The organism is Enterococcus sp. GPZ-007, from assembly GCF_059374735.1.
Window position 1 is genome coordinate 314,853 of sequence record NZ_JCAFYN010000001.1, and the last position, 26,999, is coordinate 341,851.

At 40.8% G+C, this 26,999-nt stretch carries 27 protein-coding genes; 5 read left to right on the plus strand and 22 right to left on the minus strand.

What is annotated here, in order from left to right; translation table 11 throughout:
• Positions 1-10: 10 nt before the first annotated feature.
• The 15 genes from AC4J95_RS01520 to AC4J95_RS01590 all read right to left on the minus strand — a co-directional run bounded on the left by AC4J95_RS01520 (position 11) and on the right by AC4J95_RS01590 (position 14,156).
• Entirely contained in the window at positions 11-193 is a 183-nt protein-coding gene (locus AC4J95_RS01520; RefSeq protein WP_494548316.1) for a hypothetical protein, read from the minus strand.
• Between the two features lie 25 nt (positions 194-218).
• Entirely contained in the window at positions 219-914 is a 696-nt protein-coding gene (locus AC4J95_RS01525; RefSeq protein WP_494548317.1) for an L-ribulose-5-phosphate 4-epimerase, read from the minus strand.
• Positions 915-929: 15 nt separating this feature from the next.
• Positions 930-1,991, minus strand: a complete 1,062-nt coding sequence (locus tag AC4J95_RS01530) for a galactitol-1-phosphate 5-dehydrogenase (RefSeq protein ID WP_494548318.1) — start codon at positions 1,989-1,991, stop codon at positions 930-932.
• A gap of 19 nt (positions 1,992-2,010) precedes the next feature.
• A complete protein-coding gene (locus AC4J95_RS01535; RefSeq protein ID WP_494548319.1) occupies positions 2,011-3,432 on the minus strand; it encodes a PTS galactitol transporter subunit IIC in 1,422 nt (473 codons plus the stop codon).
• A 109-nt stretch (positions 3,433-3,541) separates the two neighbouring features.
• Positions 3,542-3,844, minus strand: coding sequence for a PTS sugar transporter subunit IIB (locus AC4J95_RS01540; protein WP_316402244.1), 303 nt, complete (start codon positions 3,842-3,844; stop codon positions 3,542-3,544).
• 21 nt (positions 3,845-3,865) lie between these two features.
• Positions 3,866-4,324, minus strand: a complete 459-nt coding sequence (locus tag AC4J95_RS01545) for a PTS sugar transporter subunit IIA (protein WP_494548320.1) — start codon at positions 4,322-4,324, stop codon at positions 3,866-3,868.
• Between the two features lie 232 nt (positions 4,325-4,556).
• Positions 4,557-6,647 (minus strand): BglG family transcription antiterminator, encoded by a 2,091-nt coding sequence (locus AC4J95_RS01550; protein ID WP_494548321.1) that lies wholly within the window; start codon positions 6,645-6,647, stop codon positions 4,557-4,559.
• Positions 6,648-6,830: 183 nt separating this feature from the next.
• Positions 6,831-7,889 carry a zinc-binding dehydrogenase gene (locus AC4J95_RS01555; RefSeq protein WP_494548322.1) on the minus strand — a complete coding sequence of 353 codons (1,059 nt, stop codon included), beginning with the start codon at positions 7,887-7,889 and terminating at the stop codon, positions 6,831-6,833.
• 13 nt (positions 7,890-7,902) lie between these two features.
• Positions 7,903-9,171, minus strand: a complete 1,269-nt coding sequence (locus AC4J95_RS01560; protein WP_494548323.1) for a PTS galactitol transporter subunit IIC — start codon at positions 9,169-9,171, stop codon at positions 7,903-7,905.
• A gap of 116 nt (positions 9,172-9,287) precedes the next feature.
• Positions 9,288-9,578, minus strand: coding sequence for a PTS sugar transporter subunit IIB (locus AC4J95_RS01565; RefSeq protein WP_316402239.1), 291 nt, complete (start codon positions 9,576-9,578; stop codon positions 9,288-9,290).
• A 95-nt stretch (positions 9,579-9,673) separates the two neighbouring features.
• The gene (locus AC4J95_RS01570) at positions 9,674-10,147 is read right to left on the minus strand and encodes a PTS sugar transporter subunit IIA (protein ID WP_316402238.1); all 474 of its coding nucleotides are present in this window, start codon (positions 10,145-10,147) and stop codon (positions 9,674-9,676) included.
• Complete coding sequence (locus tag AC4J95_RS01575; protein ID WP_494548324.1) at positions 10,147-12,222, minus strand: BglG family transcription antiterminator; 2,076 nt, start codon at positions 12,220-12,222, stop codon at positions 10,147-10,149. Before AC4J95_RS01575 ends, AC4J95_RS01570 begins: the two co-directional genes overlap by 1 nt.
• Positions 12,223-12,617: 395 nt before the next feature.
• Entirely contained in the window at positions 12,618-13,055 is a 438-nt protein-coding gene (locus AC4J95_RS01580; RefSeq protein WP_494548325.1) for an aldehyde dehydrogenase family protein, read from the minus strand.
• Between the two features lie 23 nt (positions 13,056-13,078).
• Entirely contained in the window at positions 13,079-13,486 is a 408-nt protein-coding gene (locus AC4J95_RS01585; RefSeq protein WP_494548326.1) for a DUF4809 family protein, read from the minus strand.
• Positions 13,479-14,156, minus strand: coding sequence for an HAD family hydrolase (locus AC4J95_RS01590; protein WP_494548327.1), 678 nt, complete (start codon positions 14,154-14,156; stop codon positions 13,479-13,481). The genes AC4J95_RS01585 and AC4J95_RS01590 overlap by 8 nt, the downstream gene beginning before the upstream one ends.
• A 498-nt stretch (positions 14,157-14,654) precedes the next feature.
• On the opposite strand from AC4J95_RS01590, the gene AC4J95_RS01595 reads away from it, so the two are divergent.
• Positions 14,655-15,722 carry a hypothetical protein gene (locus AC4J95_RS01595; protein WP_494548328.1) on the plus strand — a complete coding sequence of 356 codons (1,068 nt, stop codon included), beginning with the start codon at positions 14,655-14,657 and terminating at the stop codon, positions 15,720-15,722.
• A gap of 179 nt (positions 15,723-15,901) precedes the next feature.
• Here the strand turns inward: AC4J95_RS01595 and AC4J95_RS01600 are convergent, their stop codons facing one another.
• Positions 15,902-16,474, minus strand: a complete 573-nt coding sequence (locus tag AC4J95_RS01600; protein ID WP_494548329.1) for a TMEM175 family protein — start codon at positions 16,472-16,474, stop codon at positions 15,902-15,904.
• Positions 16,475-16,639: 165 nt separating this feature from the next.
• On the opposite strand from AC4J95_RS01600, the gene AC4J95_RS01605 reads away from it, so the two are divergent.
• Positions 16,640-16,837, plus strand: a complete 198-nt coding sequence (locus tag AC4J95_RS01605) for a hypothetical protein (RefSeq protein WP_494548330.1) — start codon at positions 16,640-16,642, stop codon at positions 16,835-16,837.
• A 39-nt stretch (positions 16,838-16,876) separates the two neighbouring features.
• Here the strand turns inward: AC4J95_RS01605 and AC4J95_RS01610 are convergent, their stop codons facing one another.
• A complete protein-coding gene (locus tag AC4J95_RS01610) occupies positions 16,877-17,695 on the minus strand; it encodes a ZIP family metal transporter (RefSeq protein ID WP_316402229.1) in 819 nt (272 codons plus the stop codon).
• A 252-nt stretch (positions 17,696-17,947) separates the two neighbouring features.
• On the opposite strand from AC4J95_RS01610, the gene spxB reads away from it, so the two are divergent.
• Positions 17,948-19,669: a pyruvate oxidase gene (gene spxB, locus AC4J95_RS01615; protein ID WP_494548331.1), complete on the plus strand. Its 1,722-nt coding sequence runs from the start codon at positions 17,948-17,950 to the stop codon at positions 19,667-19,669.
• 40 nt (positions 19,670-19,709) lie between these two features.
• Here spxB and AC4J95_RS01620 read toward each other — a convergent pair whose 3' ends face one another.
• Positions 19,710-20,087 (minus strand): PTS sugar transporter subunit IIA, encoded by a 378-nt coding sequence (locus AC4J95_RS01620; protein ID WP_316402227.1) that lies wholly within the window; start codon positions 20,085-20,087, stop codon positions 19,710-19,712.
• Positions 20,088-20,224: 137 nt separating this feature from the next.
• Between AC4J95_RS01620 and AC4J95_RS01625 the strand changes: the two genes are divergently transcribed.
• The gene (locus tag AC4J95_RS01625; protein ID WP_494548332.1) at positions 20,225-21,844 is read left to right on the plus strand and encodes an ABC-F family ATP-binding cassette domain-containing protein; all 1,620 of its coding nucleotides are present in this window, start codon (positions 20,225-20,227) and stop codon (positions 21,842-21,844) included.
• Between the two features lie 33 nt (positions 21,845-21,877).
• Here AC4J95_RS01625 and AC4J95_RS01630 read toward each other — a convergent pair whose 3' ends face one another.
• On the minus strand, positions 21,878-22,018 hold the full coding sequence (locus tag AC4J95_RS01630; RefSeq protein WP_494548333.1) for a hypothetical protein: 141 nt from the start codon (positions 22,016-22,018) through the stop codon (positions 21,878-21,880).
• Positions 22,019-22,141: 123 nt separating this feature from the next.
• Here AC4J95_RS01630 and AC4J95_RS01635 point away from each other — a divergent pair, with 123 nt between their 5' ends.
• Positions 22,142-23,035, plus strand: a complete 894-nt coding sequence (locus AC4J95_RS01635) for a LysR family transcriptional regulator (RefSeq protein ID WP_494548334.1) — start codon at positions 22,142-22,144, stop codon at positions 23,033-23,035.
• A 42-nt stretch (positions 23,036-23,077) separates the two neighbouring features.
• Here the strand turns inward: AC4J95_RS01635 and AC4J95_RS01640 are convergent, their stop codons facing one another.
• The 3 genes from AC4J95_RS01640 to dnaB all read right to left on the minus strand — a co-directional run bounded on the left by AC4J95_RS01640 (position 23,078) and on the right by dnaB (position 26,989).
• Positions 23,078-23,944 carry a DegV family protein gene (locus AC4J95_RS01640; RefSeq protein WP_494548335.1) on the minus strand — a complete coding sequence of 289 codons (867 nt, stop codon included), beginning with the start codon at positions 23,942-23,944 and terminating at the stop codon, positions 23,078-23,080.
• Between the two features lie 75 nt (positions 23,945-24,019).
• Positions 24,020-25,312 carry an adenylosuccinate synthase gene (locus AC4J95_RS01645; RefSeq protein ID WP_494548336.1) on the minus strand — a complete coding sequence of 431 codons (1,293 nt, stop codon included), beginning with the start codon at positions 25,310-25,312 and terminating at the stop codon, positions 24,020-24,022.
• Between the two features lie 315 nt (positions 25,313-25,627).
• Positions 25,628-26,989, minus strand: a complete 1,362-nt coding sequence (gene dnaB, locus AC4J95_RS01650; RefSeq protein WP_494548337.1) for a replicative DNA helicase — start codon at positions 26,987-26,989, stop codon at positions 25,628-25,630.
• Positions 26,990-26,999 lie beyond the last annotated feature (10 nt).

Genomic DNA, 26,999 nt, shown 5'->3' on the forward strand with positions numbered 1-26,999 from the left:
TACTCGAAAATTAAAGGAGGATCGTAATGAGTCGAGCAACGATCAGAAAGGCCACACCCAATACGCCATGGATCAAATACGTTTTACTTTTGACAACATCTCCATTAGCTCCAATAACCAGCTTTTTGGCACCATCAAAAAATATTTTGATGAAAAAGGCCAGTCCAATCAAAACAAATAATTCGCTAATCATTGCAATCCTCCTTCCAGATTAATTCCTATTTCTGCCCATAGTAAGCATTCGCACCATGCTTGCGTAAATAATGCTTGTCCAGTACACGTTGCGGTAATTCCTCGGCAAAAGTATTTAATTGCCGAGTCAACAAGTTCATTTTACAGACTTCTTCCAGCACCACTGCGTTCATCACGGCGCTATTTGCATCCTTGCCCCAAGTAAAGGGACCGTGTCCGTGAAGCAACACCCCAGGAACTTCCAAAGGTTTGAGTTCACGCTGTTTAAAGGTCTCTACAATGACACAGCCCGTTTCGTACTCATAGCCTTCATCGATTTCATATTGACTTAAAAATCGGGCACATGGAACGGATCCATAAAAAGTATCTGCATGCGTCGTCCCCATCGCTGGAACATCCAAACCAGATTGCGCCCAGGCAGCCGCCCAAGTCGAATGCGTGTGTACGATCCCGCCAATTTCTGGAAATTCCTTATACAACACTGCATGAGTCGGCGTGTCCGATGAAGGATTCAACTGTCCTTCGATTACATTGTTGTCTAAATCAACGACGACCATGTCCGAGGCTTTCATTTCTTCATAGCTGACTCCGCTAGGTTTAATTACAAAATACTTTGTTTCGGGATCATAGGCGCTGACATTGCCCCACGTATATTTAATTAGCCCGTGCTTAGGTAAAGCTAAATTGGCTTGAAATACTTCTTCTTTTAATTGTTCTAACATCGATTCGGTCCCCTCTTATTCTGGATTAACGGCAACAACGATTTTGTTATATGCAAGCTCGCGTTTAAACATCTTAGGCAGCACATCTGGCAAATCGGTTAAGGTGATTTCATTACTCACCATCTCTTTAAATTTGATTCGGCGTTTAGACATTTCTTCCAATGTCGCTTCCCACGCCCGACCCGGATAGGGCGCTGTATAGGAATTCCACGAACCCGTGATTGTCAATTCTGCCCGCATGATCCGTTCAGCTTCATGCTCAGACAGCGGCAGGTCTTGATGGGAAATACCCACAAGTACGACTGTGCCATGCTTGCGAGTGATTAGTAACGCCTGTTTTTGTGTAAATTTACTACCAGCTGTTTCAATCACTACATGTACACCTAAACCGGTTTCTTTTCTGATCACTTCTTCTAAATCCTGCTCTTTGCTGTTAATGGTCACATCTGCACCAAGCTGTTTTGCCAACGTTAGTTTGTCATCAAAAATATCGACTGCGATTACTTTTTTAGCGCCGAATATTTTCGCGATTTGGATGGCAAATTGACCAATTGGCCCACAGCCAAGTACCGCAACGGTATCGCCGACCTTCATATTTGAACGCTGCATAGCATGCCAACTAATCGTCGCCGGTTCTACTCCTGCGGCTGACAACAGATCCAAATCCTCTGGCATGACCACACAATGCTCTTCGGGAACTTTCACGTATTCTGCAAAGGCCCCATTACTGCCGGTACCGATTATGTTATAATTATCACTGAGTCCATATGATCCTTCTTTTGTGTATTCAGAAGTTGGATCTGGAATCAATGGTGCAACAGCGATCTTGTCTCCGACTTGAACTTTAGTGACCTTTGATCCTACTCGATCGACGGTTCCACTAAATTCATGTCCTAAAATGAGCGGATACATTCGTGCGCCATCTTCTAAGTTTGCGCGGGGTACATCTGAGCCGCAGATCCCCGCGTAAGCGACTTTGACTAGTACTTCCTCTTCACCGATTTCTGGAATATCCACCTCTTGCACTTCCAACACACCGGGTTTTACTAAGACACTTGCTCTCATCTTTTTTGTCATGAACTTTCATCCTTTTCTATTAAGCAACCTTTGTTTTGGCTTCTGGAATCTCACCACTGTTTTTCGCCGCAGCGCGTTCAACATAGCCATAAAATGCTTCTTTATTTTTACGGAATAAGAAATAAACAACAAAGTATGCGATGATCGTCAAGCCGATCCACAATGGATTCTGACTTAAAAACGCTAAGAAGATCAGGCCAAAAATAGGTTTTCCTAAAATATTGAAACTCGTTACCATCAAGGCCCCCGCTGGTAAAGTAACGCCTACTGTTTGTGCGATTTCCGTAAACATTGGTGCCGTGTATGAACACATATACAATCCTAAGCTGAACCAGATGACACCGTTAAGCAATGTTTTCGCAATATTCCCATTCGATAAACAAACCAATGCTTGAACCATGTACGGAATCGCCAACAAGTCAACGACTGGCAATGTTTGATTACCTGGTAAGATCATCGCGATAAAGACCATGATTGGAATCAACAGGATTCCAGAGATCAATGTCGCCGGTTCACCATATCCAGTTGCATCGTTTACACCAAGGTACCATTCACGACCTTCATTATTGCCGCGAACATTCTTACTTGCCGCTTGTGAGATCGGGTTGAAGGCTTGTGAGAAGATTCCTGCTACTTTCGGGAAGATTGCCATTACCGCACTCGTTGCGATCGCCACTTCTGTGATTTGTCCCCATGCAGATAATTCTGCTAAATTACTGATATTTCCCAAAACTCCTAAAAACAGTCCTAAGAACAACCCAAGCGAAATTGGTTCACCTAAGAACCCTAACTTCTTTTGTAAACCTTGAGGATTCAAACGTACTTTGTGCAGACCGAGCATGTTCCAAATCGGGTCCATTAATAAGGCAAAGATCCCTGGTTCGATATTATGCATAGCGATGATCGTACAATTCGGATAATGATAATAACTAGACCATCTTCTGGCTAACATTTCTGACAACAACAAGCTATACATATTCAGTAAGCACATTAACACCACTGCTAAAATCATATTTTTTGTCGCTAGATAGACCATCGATCCCCAAACCATATATGAATAGTTGTTCCACAAATCTGACGGTTGGAAGACGTTGGTCCATTTCACCAAAAACAGCACCGTTTGCAATACTAATGCGATTACTAGATAGATCATTCCGGCTTCTGTCGAGTACGCCACTAGTGCGGTTGCCTGCCAGCCCACATCAAAGGCGGGAAGATTGATTCCTGTTTGATCCACCATTTGCTGAACAACTTTTGAAATAATTGGGGTGTATGAGTTCAAAATCAGTGTAAAGCCCATTAATCCTACACCTGCATACAATCCAGATAAAAATGCTTTTTGGGTCTTCACCTTTAATACTTTGGCAACCACAAAAATCATTACCGGAACAAAGACAGCCGAACCAAACGTATCAAAAACGCTCTTTAAAGTATCTAACATCTCATTACTCCTTTTTCATATTATTTGTATTTTCCAGCTCTACCAACAATTTCAGTAAAGCTCGACTGTTACTTTTCGCAAGAAACCAAAACAACCTTTTCTCAAAAACCTATTTCTCCAATGCCAGCAATACTTCATCTACTTCTTCTAAGAACTCATCCTCACCAAACCCTGTTAAAAAGCCGATCGCGTTCACTACTGGAATCTCATAATCTCCATCAGGCAGTGGACTCGTGTAGGTAATAAAATCGAATTTCCCTGTCTTTGCTAATGACAATGCTTCATTTGGATTAGCCTCTGTGGTGTCCACAATATAGCCCTTTTCTTCCAACGTCTCTCTTAGTTTTTCTGCTACCATCGATGATGTCACTGTTCCTGATCCGCAAACCGATAATACATTGTATCTTTTCATTACTGTTCCTCCTTTTTTCTTCTAAGCTATTTCTAATTCCATTTTTGCCACGATACTGTACATTTCTTCTGTCGATGAGGCTTTCTCTAACCGTTTCAGTGTTTCAACATCCTGAAAAAGTCCCATCAGTTTGCTTAACATTTTTACCTGTCCATCTGGATCCTCCACAGCCATTAAAATGACTAATGAAACACAGACCTTATCCTCGGGATTAATCATTGAGCAAACCTCGATCGGTTCTGCCAAGGTTGCGATAGCTAGCGCGGATTGATAAACATGCTCTCGATCCGTATGAGGAATCGCGATACCATAGTCTCCCATCTGCAGTCCCGTTGGAAATCCCTTCTCCCTTTCCAAAACTGCTGGAACATAAGTGGGTTTGACAAAACCCAACTCCTCCATTTTCCCACCCAAGAACGTAATCATCTCTTCATAATCTTGCGGTTTCATTTTGCTAAAAAGCAATTCTCGTTTGATCACTTGATCCCTCCTGCTCTGTTTTTTGCTTCTTGCTTAATCAAAAGATATCACGGAACCGCTTTCTTTTGAATTTCTTTTGAACTCATTTTTTACTCAACCTATTCCGGAATATTTGTATGACTTGCTGAAAACCTTGATTTCACAAGCCTTTTTCTCCCTTGTGTCTTTTCAAACGGAACCCGCTCCAGAGAAAAAGAGCTCACTTCTTAACAGAAATGAGCTTGGGAAAACATTATTTTCTAAACTCTTGAATAATTTCTAAGAGCGAGTCTTTATCTTGCGCCTGATCCATTCGTTGAATCACTGTAGAATCACTAGCGATTTTCAAAAGCTGCATCATCGGCTGAATATGCATTTTTTTATCAATCGCTGAAATAACTACAACATAACGATAATGTTGATTATGACTCGAGAATCCTTGATTCACCTTCGCTAGGCACATTCCTAACTCACGAGCTCCGTTCTCAGGAACCGTATGGGGAATAACGATTTGATTTCCCAGCAAAATACTTGGTGTGACCTCAGGAAACTGCTCTTCTAAATGTCTCAAGTAACTAGTCTCAACAATTTTACGTTCAATTAAATTTTGTGTTGCCGCACGCAAGACTTCTATCCAACTTAATTCTTCATCCAAAATGATAATACTCTCTTTTGTAATCAAATCACTTAAATTCAGTTTGGTTTCATTGGTCAGAATTTCCTGGTCTTGAATTTGAAAAATCGAGTTGTAAGAAATCATCAACTCTTTACGGATTTTCCCTTCCGTTTCAGCATCCGTAGGCAAATGTTTTTTCACGATTGACAGAATATGATCTGGCTGTAATTTATAGCTGTCAATTTTATAAATCAATTGAATAACTTCATTGACGATCAAGGTTTTATTCATTGATGACAAATCATTCCCCACGACAATTACTGGTAAATTCGTCGTCAATGGAGTGGTTGAAAAAATCAACTGGACATCTATACCCTGCTCTTTTTCATAGAATTCTCGAATCGAAAAGGAACTAATAAAATGGATCATAGGGAACCAGTTATCTAATGTTTTTTCAAGGAGCTTCGAACTAATAATCCCATTGGGACAAACCACTGCTGCTTTAACAATTGTATGATCAAGGTTGATTGGTTTTTCTTTCTGCATATAAGCGCCAATAAACATAGTGATCAAATAGATCTCATCATTAGGGATCCGTTCTTCAAAAAATTCTTCCAACGGAGCGATCGATGATTTCACAATAAAGAATAAAGGATCTAATTGATTTTTGACAATGTCTGTCAGCGTATAGTCAGAAGTCAACCCGTAGCGAATCCGATAGTATGCCGGTGTTAGATGTAGCGCTAAATTCTCGACTAGTTGCGCTTTATCATTCAACTGAATGATCGTATTTTTTTCTAGCAGAGCGATAAATAGTTCAATATGCTTTCGTAACGCTTCCTTGTTGAGAGAAAAAATATTACTTAGATCCGTGATTTTCAGAGAAAGAATATATAAGCAGAGATAAAGATGTTCCGTATAGGATTTCGGCAACAGTTCCAAACCTGCCAATACTTTAACAATTGCAGCGTATTCATTGGTATCCATAATTTCCTTTGCCAATAAGCCAAAACGCTGCTCTATCGTATGCGCATTTTTTACTCTTCGATCTAGTAAAACCAAAAAATAAGGCGCTGTCTGGATTCGATTATCCGTATATTGAACCTGCAACTCTTCCTCCACTAAACGCAGCATTTTCCGTTGGATATCAATTTCCTCGGATTGAATCCTTAAGTATTTTTCAAAAATAAGCTGATTATAGATTGAATCCATTACTTGGTCTGTCACGACAAGAATCAGTCCGCGGATTGCTTCTTCATCTCCTCGAAAATAGTACCCACCCTTTCTAGAATAATCGATCGTCAGCTTATGCCTCTTCAAACGTTTCTTTAATTTTTTGATATCCGAAACAATTGTATTCTTACTAACCTCTAGACTCTCTGAAAAATGATACAACGAAAGATAGTCTGCGGAAAAAATCAGTAATAAAATAACCAGGAGACGATGGTCCTCATCTAAAAAGCTGTTTTCGTCTGCTTTCAACCGACTTTCATTATTCATGATTCCTGAAAAAGCATCCACCACCTTTATATCTACTATAAAACTACCATTGCGTGATCGGATGATCTTTCGATAGTTATTTTCATCTAGGTAATCATTGATTTTTTTAATAGCATAATCTAACTGGTTGCGTGTTAAATCATACTTTTCCATGATTTCTTTAGATGAAATTTTTACCGTAGATGCGACAGATTGTAGAATCTGAACGCTTCGATTATCAAGATCCATTTCGTTCCCTCCCAATCTCAGTTTATCCTTAAGTCTAGCTTGAACCGGAAAAATAGTAAACGGTTTCTTTTTTTGCGGCGTTTTAAATAACACTTTCCTCGTTCTAAAGAAAATATCTCGTATAGGTCTAATCAGAAATATGCAAAAAAAGCTGCACCAGTCATTCTGGCACAGCTTACTTGATTAAAATTCTCCGGGGTTCGATTCGATCATGACTTTGATCTCATTGCCTTCCATCACCTTATCAAAGGCTTCCCGCCATTCCGTCAGCGGATATTTTTTCGTAATCATCTCATCAATATTGATTGCGCCTTTGGCTAATAAATGAATCGCGATTGGCCAATCATAGGGATTTTGCGAACGGCTGCCGATGTATTCAATCTCTCGTTGAATAATTGATTCAGTATCAAGGTCCACCATTTTATTGGCGAACAGCCCCACTTGAACGAATTGTCCTTGTTTACGGATCAATGGCAAGCTGGCGTTGACAGCCGGCACCGCACCCGAAGCATCGTAGACTTTATCGACACCATACCCATCTGTGATTTCATTGACTACTTTCGCCAAATCTTCCGTCAGCGTATCAACGATCACATCCGCACCAAGTTTTTTCGCTAGCGCTAAACGATGGGCATCTTTCGTTATGCCGGTCATAATCACAAAGGCTCCGATTTCTTTTGCGATTTGTAATAAATACAACCCGATCGGCCCAGGGCCCATGATAATGATCGTATCCTTTAACTCCAAGTGACTCTTTTGATACATCGCATGCACACAGCAGGCTAAAGGTTCACTCATCGCCGCGCCCTCGTAACTTAAATGATCTGGCAGCAAGTGGATGCTTTCTTCGCGAGCCAATACATAATTCGCCATTGAACCATTTTGTTGGGTTCCGATGCCTTTTCGATGCGGACACAGGTTGTATTGTTTTTCTTTGCAATAGTCGCATTCGCCGCAGACATAAAACGTCGTCTCACTCGTTACCCGATCACCAACTTTTACTTTTGTGACATTCTCTCCTACTTCAACGACTTGCCCAGAGAATTCATGACCAAGTACGACTGGTGTAGTTGGATTTTTATATTCGCCCTTAAAGGTATGGATATCTGAACCGCAAATACCGGTATAGGCTACTTTGATTAATACCTTGTCATCAACTGCTTCAGGTACAGGCAAGTCGATAAACTCCATTTGATCATAACCGGGCGCCTGTTTAGAGACTCCCTTCATCATTTTACTCATTTATATAAGCCTCCTACATCACTTGTGCAACTAGTTCTGATAATTTCAAGAAGATCCATTTCAGGAAGTTCCCGCCGGTATCTAAATTCGTGATTTCTGCCGCTCCCTCTGGGAATTTCACGATACCTTGTGCCATCTCGGTAATGACTGGTGCAAAGTTCGTCGCCATCAATAGCGCTGCTGCCATTACGACTGTCAATGAAATCACTGAGTGCAAAATATTTCCTTTACGACTTGGAACAACTAAGGCCGCGAAGAACGGGATTGTTGCTAAGTCACCAAATGGCAACACGCGGTTTCCCGGCAAAATAACCGCCAAGAACAAAGTGATGGGTACCATCAAAAGACCCGTTGAAAGAGCTGCTGGCGATCCTGTTGCTAATGCTGCATCCATTCCTAAGTAAATTTCGCGATCCCCATAACGACTTTGCAGTAATTTTTGCGCGCCTTCTTGAATCGGGATCAACCCTTCCATCAAGATTTTTACCATTCGTGGCATCAAGAACATGACACCGCCCATGTTCATTCCGATTTGCAGGATGCCGATAAAATCGTAACCTCCTAGTAAGCCAAGGAACATCCCGATGATAATCCCCATAATCATTGGTTCACCGAAAATACCAAAGCGTTTTTGAATCGTCTCAGGTTTTACATCTAATTTATTGATTCCGGGAATCTTATCAACTAACCAACCAACCGGCAATGCTAAAACCGCATAGCCTTGCGCCGAACCAGTCGTGATACTGATTCCTTCTAAGCCATAATATTCTTGAACTTTTGGTGCTGTTTTATCAGCAATAATTTGAATAATGATCGTAAACAAAACTCCGCATAAGATGCCAAAGAAAAAACTTTTTGTTACAATATAACCAGTTGCTGCCACAGAACTAACATGCCAGTAGTTCCAGATGTCAATATTCAGTGTTTTGGTTCGATTTAATGCCAGCATAATTAAATTCACGATCAAGATTACTGGAATCATCACAGCCGCGATTGGTTGCGCCCAAGTCCCGGCTGAAACTGCTGGCCAGCCTGCATCGATGATCGTCAAGTTCAAACCGAACCGCTCTACCATCGCTTGCGCTGCTGGGCCCACATTTGTGGTCAGTACCGTGATAACCAAGTTGATCCCAATCATTCCGATACCAACTGTAATTCCTGAAATAATTGCTTTCTTTACTGGAACTCTAAAGATAATTCCGACAATGAAAATGATGATAGGCAGCATGACACTCGGGCCTGCACCTAAAATACTCTGAACCACATCCATTAAGCTATCCATTTAATTCATTCCTCCTAGTTTGTTTAGATGTATTTATTTTTAAACTTAAAAATAAATCAGATTCGCGCCATGTACATCATTCCGCAAACGCGGAATTGACATACATGTAGTTAAAATTATTGAATTCCCTTAGCTGCCTCGATGATTTGATTCTCAACTTTTTCCATTCCTATTCCTGTCAAGAAGGCCATCGCTGTAATTGCTGGAATTTTGTATTGTGTTGGCAGCATCGTTGTTGAGATCAGCATATCGGCTTCATCTTGTTTTCCGGCTGCTTCAGCAATTTTAATTTGCGTGATTTCCACTGGCATCTCATTTCTGGCAAATAAATCCTCGACTTTTTTCATCACTACCGTTGATGTTGCGATTCCTGCTCCACATGCTACTAATACACGAATTGTTTTCATAATGTTTTCTCCTTTTTCCTATTAATGTATTTACTTTTTTATAGACGTTCTTTCCACTGTCCCATCTGCGAAAAGTGGAACTGGCACCTATTCTTTTATAAGTGATTTTTTTGGATCGCTGTGACTAACTCATTCTCGCTGGTGGCTAACAATAGTTCAGATAAAATGGTCTCATTTTGTAAAAGCCCCATCAACGATTGCAGCATCTCTAGCTGTGCGTGAGGTTGATTCAATCCTAAAACAAAAATGATTTGTGCTTTGACCTGCTTGGTATTGTCTTCCATACTGTGAAAAGCCACAGGTTCCTGCATCGTAATCACTGCCACAAACTCCTCTAACACACATTCGGCATCTGTGTGCGGAATCGCCGCGCCAAAATTCATTAATTGGATTCCCGTCGGAAATTCTTTTTCCCGTTTCATAATCCGTTCCATAAAATCTTCTCGCACCCAACCTAGGTCTAATGCTTTCTGATACACTTGTTCAAACAATTCCTCCTGTGACGTGAAGTTCTCTTGTGCGAAAACTAATGGTTCTTTCACATAGGAACTAAGTGTCGTTTCTGCCATTATTTTGCCCTCCAATACTCATCGTTGAACCGAATCAACGACTCCCGAATCTCTTCCTTTGTTGTTGCTTTTTCTAATTGTGCCAATTCATCTGCACCGGCTAAACTCATCATTTCAAATATTAAATCCAAATGCTCTTCTTTATCATTGGAACCTAATAAAATGACCGTATGGATTTTTCTGCCATCTTCCGTTAAAATACCTTTTTTTACTAATCCCAAACTAATCCCAACACCAATTGCACCTGCCTCTGTCACAGTGTGAGGTAAAGCGATTTTATGCCGTAAAACCGTGTAAGCTGGCAATATAGGCATTTCCTTTTTCAAAGCTTGGATATAGGCTGGTGTTATCACTTGCTGTTGTTCCAAAGGTTTTGCCAATGCATCTAAAACATCTGCCCAGCTGATCGCATCCTCGAAGATCTGAATCGTCTCGCCTTTCAACAGATCGATCAAATGCGGCCGTTTCTTTTCTAGAATTTTGGATTCCTTCGGTGCAAATAAACTCAGTAATTCTTCATACAAACTCGCTTCATCCAAAATCTTCGCGTGTTTTTTTACAACGGTTAAGATTTTTTCAGGAGTCACGATCTCTGTCTGGATGATCGCTGTTGACCGTAAGACACGCTCTCTTAACTGCCGCTTTTCCTGCTCGGATAAGAAGTTGTTTACAACGAACACTTTTTTCTCTGTTTTTAACGGAACCGCCGAGAAAATGAAATCCACTTCATAATCGGTTCGATAAAATTCCCGGGCCGACATCGACGTAACAAAATCAATTTCTGGCAGCAAATTTTTTAATGTGTTTTCCAATAACACGGCAATCGAAATCCCATTTGGACACACAATGATGGCTCGTTTGCGATTTTCTGGATGAACAATCTCTGAGCTTTCAACGATGTGGCTGCCAATAAACAGTGAGATGAAAAACAATTCCGCATCTGGAACGGGTTGACCAAAGTACGTTTCTAATGGCCCGCTGGCTTCCTTAACCAAGTAAAACAGTGAAAAAAGATTTGCGTCTTTATTTTCTTGATAAAAACGAGTCTGCAGATTCAAATGATATTTGATCCGATAATAGGCTGGACGCATATGGACCAACAATCGCTCCAATAATTTTTCTTTTTCCTCTAAGCTGACACTGGCAATTCGTTCAAAATTCGCAATAACCTTCTCTAAAGCTTCCTTCATCTTATTGATCTCTTTCACCGATAAAATATCGCCTCTTGAAAGATTTGTCGTCAATAGCAGCATCGTTACATACACACGTTCATTTTCACTTAGACCATCAACATCCCAAATGACTCGATCCGCAGCTAAATATTCCTTCGTATCCGCTAGCTCCCGATAATTAATCTTAAAGCTGTAGGAAATCAACTTGCCTTTTTGCGCACGTCGAATTATCAAGATGATCAGTAAAGGCAACGTTTTTAATCGTTCATCGGTAAATTGAACTTCCAATTCTTCTTCTACTAGCTCTACACGTTTACGAAATATGTCAATCTGTTGCGGATCGAGATTGGCAAACTGCATAATGACATTAAGACCGTTATACATCACTGCTAAATTGTTTAATAAATCTGATAGCAGATTCCGTTTATTCCACTCATCTCCTTGAATGAAATAACCCTTTTGACGGGTATACTTTAGAGTCAGTTCATGCTGCTGAAGTTCATGATCGACTTCCTTCAAATCTCGCAGCACCGTATTGCGGCTGACTTTTAAATCATCGATAAAATGATTCAGCGAAAGATACTCTTCTTTACTTAACAGCATCAATTCAATTATGGCTGCTCGTTCTTTGCCGGAAAAGACATAGCTTTCGGTCGACTCCCCGAGCTGCTCATCACCACCCTTATAATTTGAAAGAATCTCATTTGCGATCAGAAAGTGACCATTTTTGGTTCGTTTGATCTCACTCAGCTTTTCATCCAATAAAGAATCATTGATTTTCTTCAACGCGTAATTCAATTGCCCGCGTGTTAAATCAAATTTCTCACACAATGCTTTACTAGTGATCTGCGGGTTGTTAACTAACGCAACAAAAATTTGATTGGTTCGTTCTTCTAAATTCATTGTCATCCCTCTTTACATCTTCAATTTAGACGAAAAACGCTTACATTTCCATCTTCTTTGTTCCCAAATAGTTCGGTGTTCTTTATGCAACTTGGTGCTTACAAATACCTTTTTTTACAAAAAAAGACCCGCAAAAATAGAAAAAGCTGATACAAAAGCAAAAATCTACCCTTGCGTTCCTGTTTTTGACTACTTATTATGCAACTTGGTACTCTTGTACATCTCTCATTTTAGCAAGAGTCTCATTATTTGTCTGTTTTTTATGTAAGCTAGACTTTGCCGATTTTGCTAATCAAACAACGCGTATAGTTTGATTAGCTATAAAAAAAGCACTGAAATGGATGAATTCCACTTCAGCACTTTCGCTTGTAGCTAATTATTTTTCTTCATAGTGTCTAAAATGGATACTGATCTTTTCCCACTTTAGTTGTCACCCACTGAACTCTGGTAAATTCTTCTAGTACCCACTCACCGTTAAAGCGTCCGATTCCAGAATTATTCTCCCCGCCAAAAGGTGCATTCGGCTGATCATCGACAGTTACTCCATTAATATGACACAGTCCGGACTCGATTCGATTGGCTAAGGCTCTGCCCTTGTCTAAATCTTTAGTGAATAAAGCACTGGATAAACCGTATTCCGTATCCTTCACTTTGCTCCCCCTTCTTTGATCAACCATTCTGTAATCTCCGCTTACTTCTCTTCCATTATCAAAGCCGCTTTTTTTCACGACCTCACTTCGTTCTTGAGGTGCTTTATCCGTCCACTCTTTTTGTGCTCTTTGAGCTGCTTGATAGGCCTCATCGACATTCTCGATAGCAAAACTTCGCGTCAAAAAATCCTAGATTTCTCTAGGATCTAATCAACCGCTATTCTTATCTCATAAGGTTCGATTTTAAACAATTGAACTAAAATATTGTTTACCTGTTTAAACAATTCATTATTATCATCAAACAGTTGCTTTGTTTGGATTCGCTGATCCCCTGCTTGATAGATAATTTGATCACCAAGAAATCTTGGTTTGACAACTACATCTGCTCTCTTCAAGACGATCTCTTCCTCACCAATACCAATAGGAATCGCAGTCTCGCGCCAACCATTCTTTTGAGCAATCGTTTGGACAAGCGAAGGCACATCGAAATGATCCAACACAGCAGAGCGTTGATCTTCAAAATGAATGGTAAACGTCTCCGTATTTTGCATTCCGCAAGCATTGCAGCCGCCTTCAATCAAAAAAGCTTTGCTGGAAATAGCTGCTCTAGGCATTCGATTCCCTCACTTCCTGATAAATTTTAGTCAGTGAATCCCCATCTAGTTCTGCAAAAGAAGATACGACTCTATCGGCAGCAGCTAGGTCTTGTGGCGGAAACACTGGATTCGCAAAACCGACACAAACCATTCCTGCATTATGAACGGCACCCGCACCGTTTTTAGTATCCTCAATGCCTAAACAATTTTCCGGCTTCACACCAATTCTCTCAGCCGCAGCCAAATAAACATCTGGCGCAGGCTTTGAATGCTTTACTTCCTCAGTACTAACGACTTCTGAAAAATACTCAGATAGTCCGATTTCCGCTAGATTTACTTTGATTTCTGCTAATGACGAGGAAGATGCTACCGCTAGCTTTAACCCTGCAGCAGACAGTCTTTTCACAAAATCTTGGACATGAGGAATTACCCGAACGCCATCTCGCTTGATCATCGCTTGTCGTAAAGCGGTCATTTCCTGAACATACTCCGGTACTGATAAAGGCAGTGAAAATTCTTGCTTCATTTGTTCCCACATATACTCACTAGTAGTACCCATAAATTGAAAATGATAGCTTTCTTCTACTTCGTGTCCCGCTTCTTTTAAGATCTGTGACTTACTTTGAAAATACGTATATTCTGAATCAACTAACACACCATCCATATCAAAAATGATTGCTTCTATCATAAATAGCCTCCATCAAAACGTTTGCTTAAACTCTACCATAGATACAGAAACGAGTGTAGCTATTATCAAAAAAAACATGATCGACGCGTTGTTCCGTATCAAAATTGTCGAAGTTAAATAGAAAAATCTGATCCATCCAAAGAGTTTTGAGTGATTCTCTCGATATTGATAAAATTAATCTGATTAGACAATTTATGTGAATTTCTAGAAAGAATAAGGAATAATCCCCTCGCTTTATAATCAAATCAGACACTTTATATTCAGTTATTTTAAACACTTATAAACCAATCCATATTTTCCCCCAAAAAAGGATACAGCGTGATTATTCAAAGATTTTATAAAAAATAATAGATAAAAATATTCAATTTGAACTATTTACTTATTTGTTATTTAGAATTATCATGTTTTTGAAAACGTTTGCCGGTATGGCATTTTTGAAACGATTAAAGGATATTTTTAATAGCAGAAAATTACAGCCAAATGGAAGGATGGATCAGAATGAAATTAGTAAAAGCATTACAAGGCCGCCAGTTGTTCTTTATGAAGAAGGACAACCTTATGAAGCGCGTGAGTCAATACTTTGAACAAACCAATAATGCTGCAGAAGTCGTAGAGTACCTTGTGACGATTCTTCTCCGAGAAGCTATGTGTGTCGAAGACTATGCTCTGGAGTCGTTAACAGACCTTATCCGTCAAATTTTCCTGACCGCTGAGCCCAATGATGCCCTGCGCCGCCATGTCGTTTACTTCAAAAAATTCCTGAAAGAAGACTGGCAGACCGTCATTGATCGGTTATTCCTTAATGAAGCAGAATACCATGAAATTACCAAGCAGGCTTGTTTATATAATGAATTTCTAGAGAAAAAGACCCGTAGAACACCGCAAATGTCTGGTGAAAAATTCAATACTGTCGCCATTTTTAGGGATGCGGATGGGAAAAAATATACGTGGACATTGCGGGATACGAAAGAAATCCCGGTTGATTCAGAAAGTCAGATCGCTGAAACAGCAGGGGTATTGCAAATCTTGACGACGTTGACAATCTTCAAGTCCACGAAAGGCGTAAGGCGCTTTGCGGAATTAATAGAATACTATACGCCCAAAGCCAGCATCACCGTGAGCTACAAGGTACCACAGGCAGAAACGGCTATTCCAGCTTCAGACATCCAGAAAACAACTGAACCACAAACCACTCAAAAGCAAGAAAAACCAGCTTCTCCTATTAATAGTAGTAAAACACCACCAAAACCAACCAAGTCCGCTACAAGCAAGACAGGCAAAAACACCCTGTCCTATGAGAAGCTCATGGATAAAAATGAAGCGATGTACCAACTGTCGCAAGCGGCTCCGCCAGTTGAGCCGAAGGGTTGTTCCGCCGCGCCAAATCCTGAAACAACAGAGAAACCACCTGCCAAGAAATCTAGCGCAAGTCCTCAAAAGATAGATTCCTCCTATTTGCGCTACGGAAAAACCGAAGAAGAAATCAAGCAAAACCGTGAGGCTAAAAGTAAGAAACGGAGAATAGATAAGGAAATAGCCAAGAGAAGGAAAAGGAAGAAGAAGTGATGTCTTGCGTTGATTTGAAGGCTCCTTAAACGAGTAAAAATAAGCATGAGCCTTAGTTTATTTGGTATGCCCGAAAATCTCACTGGCTTAAAACGTTCAATAAAATTGGCTATTATGGGATTTTACAGAGCATTTCTATGTACAAAAAAAATGAAAAAGCACAGCTCTTAGCTGCACTTTTATAAGGTTTTTTCAATAGATTTTTCCGGAATGAACCACATTAATAAAATCAGCGTATTCACGATCAACACAACGATCGGTGCTATTAATTTTCCTAAAATCAGCGCTACAATTGCTAGGCCAATCGATAGATATAATTTTGGATAATGTCTGAATAATTGGCCGATCTTTGAATCTTTTCCGTTTGCTCTGACTAATGCTCGAACCAACAGATAATAGGCAAAATCAGTTCCTAGCGTCACCAAACCATACAACGCTTGAGGTGCCCAAGAAAAAGGATAATCTCCTACCCAAGCAGTAACATATGGGAATAGTGTCATCATTAAAATTAAAAAGTTATTGGCCCATAAGACCCAACCATCTACTTTTCGAACCAATTGAAAAAGGTGATGATGATTATTCCAATAGATTGCTAAGCTGATAAAACTAATCAGATAAACGATAAATTTGTGTTCCATATGTAAAAAAGCTGACCAAGTGGGACCATTTGGCTCATGCAGTTCTAACACTAACAGGGTCATGATGATGGCGATGACCGCATCTGTAAAAGCTTCAATTCGTGACTTTGGCATTTTCCTTAACTCCATTCGTTACTTACAAAAAATTAGCTACTCCGACTCCTATTAAACAAAAAATCCGCTAATTTGCCAATAAATACGTCTTAAGTTGGACGTAAGCAAGAATATATTTTGCTAAACTATGTTTAAGTTAAAACAAATGGAAAGAAGGAATTTAAAATGATGAAAGAATATCCTATGGTTGTGCGAATTTTAGCTGTTGTCGGCTTTTTCTTAGTTGCTAGTTTTATTTTAAGTATTGTTGGCCCGCTTCTTTCAGGCCTGATCGGCTTATTCTTTAGAATCGCGATCCCATTAGCAATTGCTTACTTCTTAGTCACCTGGTTGACCAAACGTCGCGGTCGCAGAACTTATTAAAACACAAAACCGTCGAAAGCTAAGCTTTCGACGGTTTTCTTATCCTAAAGCGACATCCAAAATCATCATAATAATAAAACCAAGCATGGCGCCAAATACACCAAAATGATGTTTACTGTCGGTCGTTGCCTGAGCTTCAGGGATCAATTCTTCCACCACAACATAAATCATCGCTCCAGCCGCAAAAGAAAGCGCATATGGCAATAAAGGTTGGACACTCGTTACTAAAAGTGCTCCGATCACAGCTGCGATCGGTTCTACCAGACCTGATGCCTGTCCATACAGGAATGATCTCGTTCGACTCAATCCCTCTTGTCTCAAGGGAATCGAAACAGCTGCGCCCTCAGGGAAGTTTTGAATCCCTATCCCTAATGATACCGAAATTGCTGCTAAGACTGCCGCTGCTGGATTCGCCGCTTCATTTGCCGCTCCAAAAGCGACACCAACTGCCAACCCTTCTGGAATATTATGCAGGGTGATTGAAAATACGAGTAAAATCGTTCGTTTTAAATGGCTGGGAAATCCTTCTTTTTCTTTGTTCGGACCGAAGTGCATGTGTGGGATCGTTTTATCTGCGATATAAAGAAATAATCCGCCGAGACCAAAACCGATGCTTACTACTAACCAGGGAATCGAACCATTCTCCTCCGCCGCTGCAATCGCCGGATCCAGCAACGACCAAAAGCTAGCAGCGATCATCACGCCAGAAGCAAACCCCAACATCAAATTCAGTACATTACGGTTGATATTTTTAAAGAAGAAAACTAATGCAGCTCCTAGTGCCGTCATTCCCCAAGTAAACAGTGTTCCCACTAATGCTTGTTGCCAAGCGGCTAAGCTCAATAGCCAATCAATCATAAGAACCTCCTTATTGCTTTATTCATATATCTATCTTGCTACGTGTATCCTTAACCTTACACCTCATATAACTAACATACTTAATTGAGATGATATAGTTAACGTGATAGCCTGAAAACGTTTATTCGTATTCACTCTATCATATTTTAGGTATGCCTGTAAACTTCTTTGGAGACACTTTCTTTGATGCTTTTTTCAAGACGCGTTATACTTTTCAGGTAGGAACTTACAAAAAGAAAGTGAGTGAAGAAGATGTCAAAAATTAATGCAGGCGTTGCGATGGTCAACGTTTTAGAAGCTTGGGGAATCGATCATATCTATGGGATTCCTGGCGGTTCATTCAACTCCACGATGGATGCGTTGTACCACGAACGTGAATCTGTTAAATATATTCAAGTCCGCCATGAAGAAGCCGGTGCACTAGCTGCTGCAGCGGATGCAAAACTAACTGGTAAAGTAGGTGCTGTCTTTGGTTCAGCCGGACCAGGTGCCAGTCATTTAATCAATGGACTTTATGATGCGCAAATGGATCATGTACCCGTTTTAGCTTTATTAGGGCAAGTTGCTTCTACTGCTATGAACTACAACTCTTTCCAAGAGTTAAATGAAAATCCAATGTTTGCAGATGTCAGTGTTTATAATCGGACAGTCATGACACCAGAAAGTTTACCTCACGTAATTGATGAAGCCATCAAAGCTGCTTATCAACAAAATGGTGTAGCTGTTGTTACGATCCCGGTTGATTTCGGTTTTGCAGAAATCGAGGAAACAGAAATCGCAACTGCGAAAAACCATAAAACAGGTATCGTTCTTCCTGATGAAGCAGATTTGAAAGCAGCCTTGCCTCTGATCGAAGCTGCGAAACAACCTGTTCTTTACATTGGGCAAGGTGTGCACGGTGGCTTCGATGCGATCAAAGCTTTCTCCGAACATTTTTCAATGCCTGTCGCAGCCGCTGTCTTAGCTAAAGGAATCATTCCTGATCTGTATGAAAACTTCTTAGGCTTTGCTGCTCGTGTCGCAACCAAACCAGCGAATGAAGCGTTAGCTGATGCTGATCTGATCGTCTTTGTCGGCAGTGATTTCCCATTTGGTCGCTATTTCTTCAATCCGGATGCGAAATTCATCCAAGTCGATATCGATGCTGCAAAATTTGGCCGTCGTCACAATGTCGATCAATCCGTTCTAGGTGATGGCGCAACTGCGCTTCGCCGCTGGGTCGAACTAGGTGAAGCACGCCCGGCTGATGCATGGTTCAAGGCTAACCAAGAAAACATCCGTAACTGGCATGCTTGGCGCAAAAGCTTCTATAATGACGAGTCAACACCATTACGTGCAGAACCGGTCTTTAAAGAAGTCAATCGCATCGCCGAACAAGATGCTGTTTATGTTGCTGATGTCGGAAATGTTACCTTGAATGCGATTCGTCATTTGGAAATGAATGGTGAACAACAATTCACCACTTCTGGCTGGTTTGCTACTATGGGTAACGGCGTTCCAGGCGGGATCGCCGCACAATTGACATATCCAGAGAAACAAGTCTTTACCTTCAGTGGTGACGGTGGTTTTGCGATGCAAATGCAAGACATCATCACGCAAGTCAAATACAATTTGCCGATCATCAACGTAGTCTTCTCAAATAATGCCTTTGGCTTCATTGAAGCGGAACAAGAAGATACCGAACAACAAAAATTCGGGGTTTTCTTAGAAGGAGCCGATTTCGGTAAAGTTGGTGAAGCGCTTGGTGCAGATGGCTTTACGATCACTGAATACAGTCAACTAGAACCCGCCTTCACTGCAGCTAAAGCCAGCAAACGTCCTGTCGTGATCGATGTGAAGATCAAAGACGAACGTCCTTTACCAGTGGAAGCACTAGAATTAGAACCAGAAAAATTCTCAGCCGAACAAATCAATGCCTTCAAAGAAAAATATCAAGTTCACGACATGCCAACATTGCGTGAACTCTTGAAATAGAGCAAAAAGGTTGCGCCCCAAATTTTGGGCACAACCTTTTTTACATTCTGCGAATCGTTTGTTTCGCTTCTACTTCCAATTGCTTCGTCAATTCATCTACCGGCAACTCTCGATTTACTAATGCTTGCAAAACCATCGGCAAATTAACTCCGGTCACTAAGGACTGTCGTGAATCGTTCACGACACAATAACTGGCATAACGAAACGGCGTCCCGCCAAACATATCTACCAGCCAAACAAGTTCATCAACTTTCGTTAATAAATCCTTAGCAAAATCCTCTATTTTTTCTTGCAGACCTGTAGCTCCGGGTTCGATATTCAATGTTTCCACACAGCTCTGTTCACCCAAAATAGACTCAGCTGTTTTTAACAGACTGTCCGCTAAATGGTCGTGGGTCGCGATAATTATCCCGATCATACTGACACATCCCTTCAATGCCAAGTCTATCCTATTTTAATTCCTAAGTAAATTCTTTAGGAAGCTTGAAACTTCAGATGTTCCCCGATATAATGCAAAGAGGCCTTGCGCCAATACTGATAAAGCGAGGAAAATCATTGATTACAGTAAGTGACGTTAGTTTACAGTTTCCTGATCGTAAACTTTTTGATGACGTAAATATTAAATTCACTCCCGGCAATTGTTACGGGTTGATCGGTGCGAATGGTGCCGGCAAATCAACCTTTCTTAAGATTTTAGCAGGCGATATCCAGCCTTCTACTGGCTCCGTTACTTTAGGTCCCAATGAACGAATGGCTGTCTTGAAGCAAAATCATTTTGACTATGAAGAATATACCGTTCTTGAAACAGTCATCATGGGCCACGAACGCTTATACCAAGTCATGCAGGAAAAAGACGCCATTTACATGAAGGAAGATTTTTCAGATGAAGACGGTATTCGCGCAGCAGAACTGGAAGGGGAATTCGCAGAACTTGATGGTTGGGAAGCGGAACCTGAGGCAGCAGTCCTATTGCAAGGATTGAATATTCCAGAAGACTTGCACCAGCAAAAGATGAGTGAGCTGACTGCCGGACAAAAAATCAAAGTCCTATTGGCTCAATCACTCTTCGGCAAACCCGATGTTCTTTTACTAGATGAGCCCACGAATGGATTAGATATCCAATCCATCAACTGGTTGGAAGAATTCTTAATTAACTTTGACAACACTGTGATCGTCGTATCCCATGACCGCCACTTCTTAAACAAAGTGTGTACCCACATGGCAGACCTAGATTTCGGTAAGATCAAATTGTATGTCGGAAATTACGACTTCTGGTTGGAATCAAGCCAACTAGCAGCAAAATTACAGTCACAACAAAATGCCAAAAAAGAAGAACAAATCAAAGAGCTGCAAGACTTTATCGCTCGTTTCAGCGCCAACGCGTCGAAATCAAAACAAGCAACCTCTCGTAAGAAAATGTTGGATAAAATCACGCTTGATGATATCCAGCCTTCGTCCCGTCGTTACCCATTTGTACAGTTCAAACCAGAACGTGAAATCGGGAATGACTTGCTGCAAGTCGATAATGTTAGTGTGACGATCGATGGCAAGAAGGTTTTAGACAACATCTCCTTTACGCTGAATCGTGACGACAAGGTGGCTTTCATCGCTGAAAACGACTTAGTAACGACTACACTGTTCAAAGTCATCATGGGCGACCTAGAGCCTGATACAGGCACGATTCGCTGGGGTGTTACAACAAGTCAGGCCTACTTGCCAAAAGACACGACGAAGGAGTTTGACAGCTCTATGCCGATCCTTGATTGGCTACGTCAATACGCCAGCAAAGAAGAGGACGACAATACCTTCTTGCGCAGCTTCCTAGGACGTATGCTGTTCTCTGGCGATGAAGTAATGAAGCCAGTCAATGTTTTATCTGGTGGGGAAAAAGTCCGTTGTATGCTATCAAAACTTATGCTATCGAAATCAAACGTCTTAGTCTTGGATGATCCAACCAATCACTTAGACCTAGAATCAATCTCAGCATTAAATGATGGCTTGATTGCCTATAAAGGTTCGCTTTTATTCGCTTCTCATGACCATCAGTTCATCCAAACGATTGCGAACCGCATTATCGCTATTTCTGAAAATGGAGTCGTTGACCGTGCGGAAACAACTTATGATGAATTCTTGGAAAATCCAGAAGTTCAGAAACAATTAAGTCATTTATATTAAAAAAAAGCATTCGCGAAAATTGCGAATGCTTTTTTACTTGGGGAAGCAAATTAAATAAATTGAACGAGTTGCATCAAGATCGGAACGACCACTACAAACAAGATTCCATTCTTCTTTGGTAAACGCAGTTCCTTTATTTAAAAATGGACTATTTAAAATTTCAGTTCCTCTCATTTGTGTTTCCCCCTTCTCTTTCTACAGTTAGGACGATATGCGCATTCATAAACTATAGTTAAAACAAAAGCTTAGGATAAATTTTATTTATATGATAGTCTAATTTCACAAAAGGAGATTATTATGAACTTTAAAGACCTAGAATATTTCCAACGCTTAGTCCGTGAAAAAAATTTTACGAAAGTCGCAAATGCCTTTCATGTCAGTCAACCGACCATTACTTACGCAGTCAAGCGGCTGGAAGATGAATTAGGGACCGATCTCGTCTACCGTGATCAGTCTCACAAGCAATTAATTATCACCCAATCTGGACTGATTCTGTCTCGTCACATCTCTAATATTTTAAAAGAAGTAACGATTGCTGTTACCGAAATCGATCGTTTGAAGGAAGAAACCTTAGATTTTGGATTGCCACCAATCATTGGCAACTTCTATTTTCCAAAGCTCTCTTCTTACCTTTTCAAAAATAATTTGATGCAGCACATACATTTGGTAGATGGGGGCTCCCGAGATCTCTACGGACTTTTACGCCGTGGAAAAATCGATCTTGCTCTACTAGGTTCCACAGAGCCGATCCGTGATGACGAATTAATTAGCGAACTTCTGATAGAAAAGAAATTTATGATTGTCGTTAGTCCGGACCACCCATTGGCTAGTCGAAAAGAGCTAGCCTTCTCTGAACTGAAAGAAGAACCCTTTGTCCTTTTGAATGAGCATTACGTTCATCCGACCGCTTTCAAAAAAATGGCGCAGCAAGCCCATTTTGAACCGCAGATCATTTATCAAAACAGTAACTTGAATATTTTGAAAGGGATGATCCGCGAACAGATCGGTATTGGTTTTTTAGCCGAATTAGCGGTTTCCCCTGATGATCATTTGGTAACGATCCCTATCACTGACGAACCTCAGCCGACCTTCATGATCTCTCTAGTACAAAGAGAGCAAATCTTAGATTCAACGATTCGCGGGCAGTTGATTGAACTGATCCGTGACTTTAGTCAACAAAAAGAGCAATAAAAGACGAGGAAATCGATTTGATTTCCTCGTCTTTTTGAATACTTATTTTCGTTTTTCACCACGAGTAAAGACCGCGATACAGCCAAGACCAGTGTGGCTGGCGATTGTCGTTCCTAATGGAAAGATTTGAACCTCTTTTGGATGAATGCTTTCCTCTAGGTGGCGTTTCACCTCTTCAGCACCTTCTTGATCGGCACTAGTAGTGATAAAAATCGTTTGATTTGCCGGGTCGGTCGTCGCTTCGCTGATCTTATCAGCAACTAGCTGTAAGGCTTTTTTGCGTCCTCGAATTTTCTCGACATTTTGCAGCTTGCCTTCGACATCGACAGTGATAATTGGTTTGATATTCATCAAGCCACCGATTGCAGCGCTGGTTTTTGAGATACGTCCACCGCGTTGCAAATGATTCAAATCATCAACAGTCACCCAGTGATGATAAGTCAGCTTGTTTTCTTCTAACCAATCATGTAAATCTTCTAGCGACATCCCCGCTTGTTGCTTCTGAGCTGCTTCATAGACCATCAGCCCCTCACCGCCGCTGGCAGCTAAAGAATCTACCACATAGACCTCAGCGTCTGGTAAATCCTCTTTTAAGAGCTCGACAGCCTGCATCGCACTCTGATAAGAACCACTCATCCCAGAGGTAAAGCAAATATACAAAATCGGAATATTCTTCTCCGCATAGCTGCGGAAAAATTCCACATAACGCCCTACATTGACTTGTGATGTGGTTGGCATCGCACCATCTTTGATCTGTTGATAAAAATCTGCGATCTTAAAACTGCGACCCAAATCATCAGCGAATTCCGTTCCATTTATTGAAACATACATTGAAATGAAATCAACGTTGTTTTCTTCTAGTAACTCATAAGGCAAATCGCAACATGAATCTGTCAGAATCTGATACATTTTTAAAATCCTCCAAACACCCGCTTAATAGTAAATCCATTTTACTAGATATTTGGTTCCTTGTCTCACAATAAGTTAGATTTGAGCCCAAACACTCTCCATAATGTTGGTTTGTGTGCGATCTGGTCCAACCGAGAAGGTCGAAATCCGTACACCAACAAGTTCAGAAACACGACGGACGTAATTCCGAGCATTTTCAGGCAAATCTGCTAAATCACGGCAACCTGTAATGTCTTCACTCCAACCAGGTAACTCTTCATAAACTGGTTTGCAGCGATTTAATTCCTTCAAGCTCGCTGGGTAATGATAGATCAGCTCGCCATCCAATTCGTACGCAGTACAAATCTTAACCGTTTCTAAGCCGCTCAAAACATCAATTGAATTTAACGATAGATTGGTAATCCCTGAAACACGTTTTGAATGACGCATCACAACAGAATCAAACCAGCCAACCCGACGTGGTCGTCCAGTGGTTGTTCCATATTCACGACCAACTTCACGAATTTGATCGCCCACTTCATCAAATAATTCCGTTGGGAAAGGTCCATCACCGACACGCGAAGTATAGGCTTTACATACACCCACGACCTTATCGATCTTAGATGGTCCAACACCACTACCAATGGTTACTCCACCTGCAACCGGATTAGAAGATGTCACAAATGGGTAAGTTCCTTGATCGATATCCAGCATCACGCCTTGAGCACCCTCAAATAGAACACGTTTGCCTTGATCCAGCGCATCGTTCAAGATTACTGATGTGTCCGTGACATATTGTTTGATTTGTTGCCCATACTCGTAATATTCTTCAAAAATATCAGCAAATTCCATCGCTTCGTCATCAAACATTTTTACGAATTGACGGTTCTTTTCTTCTAAATTGATCTTCAAGCGTTCTTCAAAAATTTCTTTATCCAATAAATCAGCGACCCGAATGCCGACACGTGCAGCTTTATCCATGTAGGCTGGTCCAATTCCTTTAATGGTCGTACCGATTTTATTTTCACCTTTTGCATCTTCCTGCAATTGGTCCAATTTGATATGATATGGCAAGATTACATGCGCACGATCTGAAATACGTAAGTTCTCAGTTGTTACACCACGTTCATGTAAATAAGCCAATTCCGTAACTAATGACTTCGGATTGACTACCACACCGTTTCCGATAACACTGATTTTTTCTTTGTAGAAAATACCAGAAGGAATCAAGTGTAATTTATATGTTTCATTGTCAAATTTGATTGTATGACCTGCATTGTCTCCACCTTGGTAACGAGCAATGACTTCCGCATTCTCACTTAAAAAATCCGTGATCTTTCCTTTACCTTCATCGCCCCACTGCGTCCCTACAACTACTACAGATGACATCTGAACACCTCATTTTATTTTATTTAATCCTGAACTATTGTATCAAGAATAGCGCTATACTTCAATGAAAATTCGAATATTACAAAACAAAGATTATAAAATGCGACTAAATCACGAACATTGCTTTCGAATAATTGGAAAAACGAGTCAAACTTCGTATACTGAAAAATTTGACTTGTATCAATTTCGTACAAAAGTTACTTTTCAAACGTCAAAAAAATGATTAATCCTCACCACGCATATTATTTTTCTAGTCACGCTAAGCTAAAAACGGAAAGAAAAACTAACAAAAAAAGCGCAAGTTCAAAACTTACGCTAGAAATCTTCTCTCGGTGATAAGGAAGAAAATTTATTGTATTCCTTAATAAAAAGCAGCTCAACGGTTCCTCGTGCTCCGCTCCGGTTTTTTTCAATGATTACTTCAATCACGTTACGATTGGCTAATGATTCTTCCTCTTCTTCACCTTCACGATCATAATAGTCATCACGATATAAGAAAGCTACGATGTCAGCATCTTGCTCGATTGAGCCTGATTCACGGATATCACTTAGTACAGGCCGCTTGTCCTGACGTTGTTCAACACCACGAGAAAGCTGTGACAAAGCAATGATTGGTACTTTCAACTCTTTTGCCAGCTTCTTCAACTGCCGTGAGATTTCAGAGACTTCTTGTTGGCGATTTTCTCGACCGGTTCCTTCAATCAACTGCAGGTAGTCAATTAGAATTAAACCAAGATTTCCTTTCTCCTTGGCTAATTTATGACATTTCGCTCGAATCTCAGAGACTTTGATCCCCGGAGTATCATCAATAAATATATTTGCTCGTGACAAGCTTCCCATTGCGACAATCAAATTCTGCCATTCTTCTTCAGACAACTGACCTGTTCGCAAATGACTTGCTTCGATTGAGCCTTCCGCACACAGCATCCGATTTACTAAGGATTCCGCCCCCATTTCCAAACTGAAAATAGCAACCGATTTATCCGTCTTAGTCCCAACGTTTTGGGCTATGTTCAAGGCAAAAGCTGTTTTACCTACCGCTGGTCGAGCTGCCAGAATGATCAACTCTTCTGCTTGCAGACCCGCAGTCATTTTATCTAAGGCTGCATATCCCGTCGGCAGTCCTGTAATTTCTTCATCGTTTCGTGCTAATTGGTCAATATTTTCAATCGCGGTATTCAACACTTCACTGATGGTCAAAAAACCGCTCTTGTTACGTCGTTCCGATACTTCCATGATATTGCGTTCGGCAGCATCTAAAATCGTCTGTACGTCTTCTCCTTGCTCAAAACCCTCGGTCACAATATTCGTAGCCGTTTGGATTAAATTACGCAATAAAGATTTCTCTTCCACGATTTTGGCATAATAGCCTACGTTCGCTGCTGTGGGAACGCTCAAGGCAAGTTCAGATAAATAGCTTAAGCCACCAGCATCTTCCAGCTGGTTTTGCTGTTCTAGTAATTCCTTGACCGTCACTACATCGATCGCTTCATTACGGTCATTTAACTGGATCATTGCACGGAAAATCAATTGATGTCCGCGACGATAAAAGTCTTCTGGAACTATGTACTCCATGGCCGTGATCAAAGCATCAGTCTCCAAAAAAATAGAGCCTAGAGTTGCTTGTTCGGCTTCAATGCTTTGTGGCGGCACACGATCTTGTAACATTTCGCTCATGTCTGTTTAC

Excerpts from the sequence above, each read along its gene's own strand:
- AC4J95_RS01520 (WP_494548316.1), bottom strand. The coding sequence starts at position 193 with ATGATTAGCGAATTATTTGTTTTGATTGGACTGGCCTTTTTCATCAAA.
- AC4J95_RS01525 (WP_494548317.1), bottom strand. The coding sequence starts at position 914 with ATGTTAGAACAATTAAAAGAAGAAGTATTTCAAGCCAATTTAGCTTTA.
- AC4J95_RS01530 (WP_494548318.1), bottom strand. The coding sequence starts at position 1,991 with ATGACAAAAAAGATGAGAGCAAGTGTCTTAGTAAAACCCGGTGTGTTG.
- AC4J95_RS01535 (WP_494548319.1), bottom strand. The coding sequence starts at position 3,432 with ATGTTAGATACTTTAAAGAGCGTTTTTGATACGTTTGGTTCGGCTGTC.
- AC4J95_RS01540 (WP_316402244.1), bottom strand. The coding sequence starts at position 3,844 with ATGAAAAGATACAATGTATTATCGGTTTGCGGATCAGGAACAGTGACA.
- AC4J95_RS01550 (WP_494548321.1), bottom strand. The coding sequence starts at position 6,647 with ATGGATCTTGATAATCGAAGCGTTCAGATTCTACAATCTGTCGCATCT.
- AC4J95_RS01555 (WP_494548322.1), bottom strand. The coding sequence starts at position 7,889 with ATGAGTAAAATGATGAAGGGAGTCTCTAAACAGGCGCCCGGTTATGAT.
- AC4J95_RS01560 (WP_494548323.1), bottom strand. The coding sequence starts at position 9,171 with ATGGATAGCTTAATGGATGTGGTTCAGAGTATTTTAGGTGCAGGCCCG.
- AC4J95_RS01565 (WP_316402239.1), bottom strand. The coding sequence starts at position 9,578 with ATGAAAACAATTCGTGTATTAGTAGCATGTGGAGCAGGAATCGCAACA.
- AC4J95_RS01570 (WP_316402238.1), bottom strand. The coding sequence starts at position 10,147 with ATGGCAGAAACGACACTTAGTTCCTATGTGAAAGAACCATTAGTTTTC.
- AC4J95_RS01575 (WP_494548324.1), bottom strand. The coding sequence starts at position 12,222 with ATGAATTTAGAAGAACGAACCAATCAAATTTTTGTTGCGTTAGTTAAC.
- AC4J95_RS01585 (WP_494548326.1), bottom strand. The coding sequence starts at position 13,486 with ATGCCTAGAGCAGCTATTTCCAGCAAAGCTTTTTTGATTGAAGGCGGC.
- AC4J95_RS01590 (WP_494548327.1), bottom strand. The coding sequence starts at position 14,156 with ATGATAGAAGCAATCATTTTTGATATGGATGGTGTGTTAGTTGATTCA.
- AC4J95_RS01595 (WP_494548328.1), top strand. The coding sequence starts at position 14,655 with ATGAAATTAGTAAAAGCATTACAAGGCCGCCAGTTGTTCTTTATGAAG.
- AC4J95_RS01600 (WP_494548329.1), bottom strand. The coding sequence starts at position 16,474 with ATGCCAAAGTCACGAATTGAAGCTTTTACAGATGCGGTCATCGCCATC.
- AC4J95_RS01605 (WP_494548330.1), top strand. The coding sequence starts at position 16,640 with ATGATGAAAGAATATCCTATGGTTGTGCGAATTTTAGCTGTTGTCGGC.
- AC4J95_RS01610 (WP_316402229.1), bottom strand. The coding sequence starts at position 17,695 with ATGATTGATTGGCTATTGAGCTTAGCCGCTTGGCAACAAGCATTAGTG.
- spxB (WP_494548331.1), top strand. The coding sequence starts at position 17,948 with ATGTCAAAAATTAATGCAGGCGTTGCGATGGTCAACGTTTTAGAAGCT.
- AC4J95_RS01620 (WP_316402227.1), bottom strand. The coding sequence starts at position 20,087 with ATGATCGGGATAATTATCGCGACCCACGACCATTTAGCGGACAGTCTG.
- AC4J95_RS01630 (WP_494548333.1), bottom strand. The coding sequence starts at position 22,018 with ATGAGAGGAACTGAAATTTTAAATAGTCCATTTTTAAATAAAGGAACT.
- AC4J95_RS01635 (WP_494548334.1), top strand. The coding sequence starts at position 22,142 with ATGAACTTTAAAGACCTAGAATATTTCCAACGCTTAGTCCGTGAAAAA.
- AC4J95_RS01640 (WP_494548335.1), bottom strand. The coding sequence starts at position 23,944 with ATGTATCAGATTCTGACAGATTCATGTTGCGATTTGCCTTATGAGTTA.
- AC4J95_RS01645 (WP_494548336.1), bottom strand. The coding sequence starts at position 25,312 with ATGTCATCTGTAGTAGTTGTAGGGACGCAGTGGGGCGATGAAGGTAAA.
- dnaB (WP_494548337.1), bottom strand. The coding sequence starts at position 26,989 with ATGAGCGAAATGTTACAAGATCGTGTGCCGCCACAAAGCATTGAAGCC.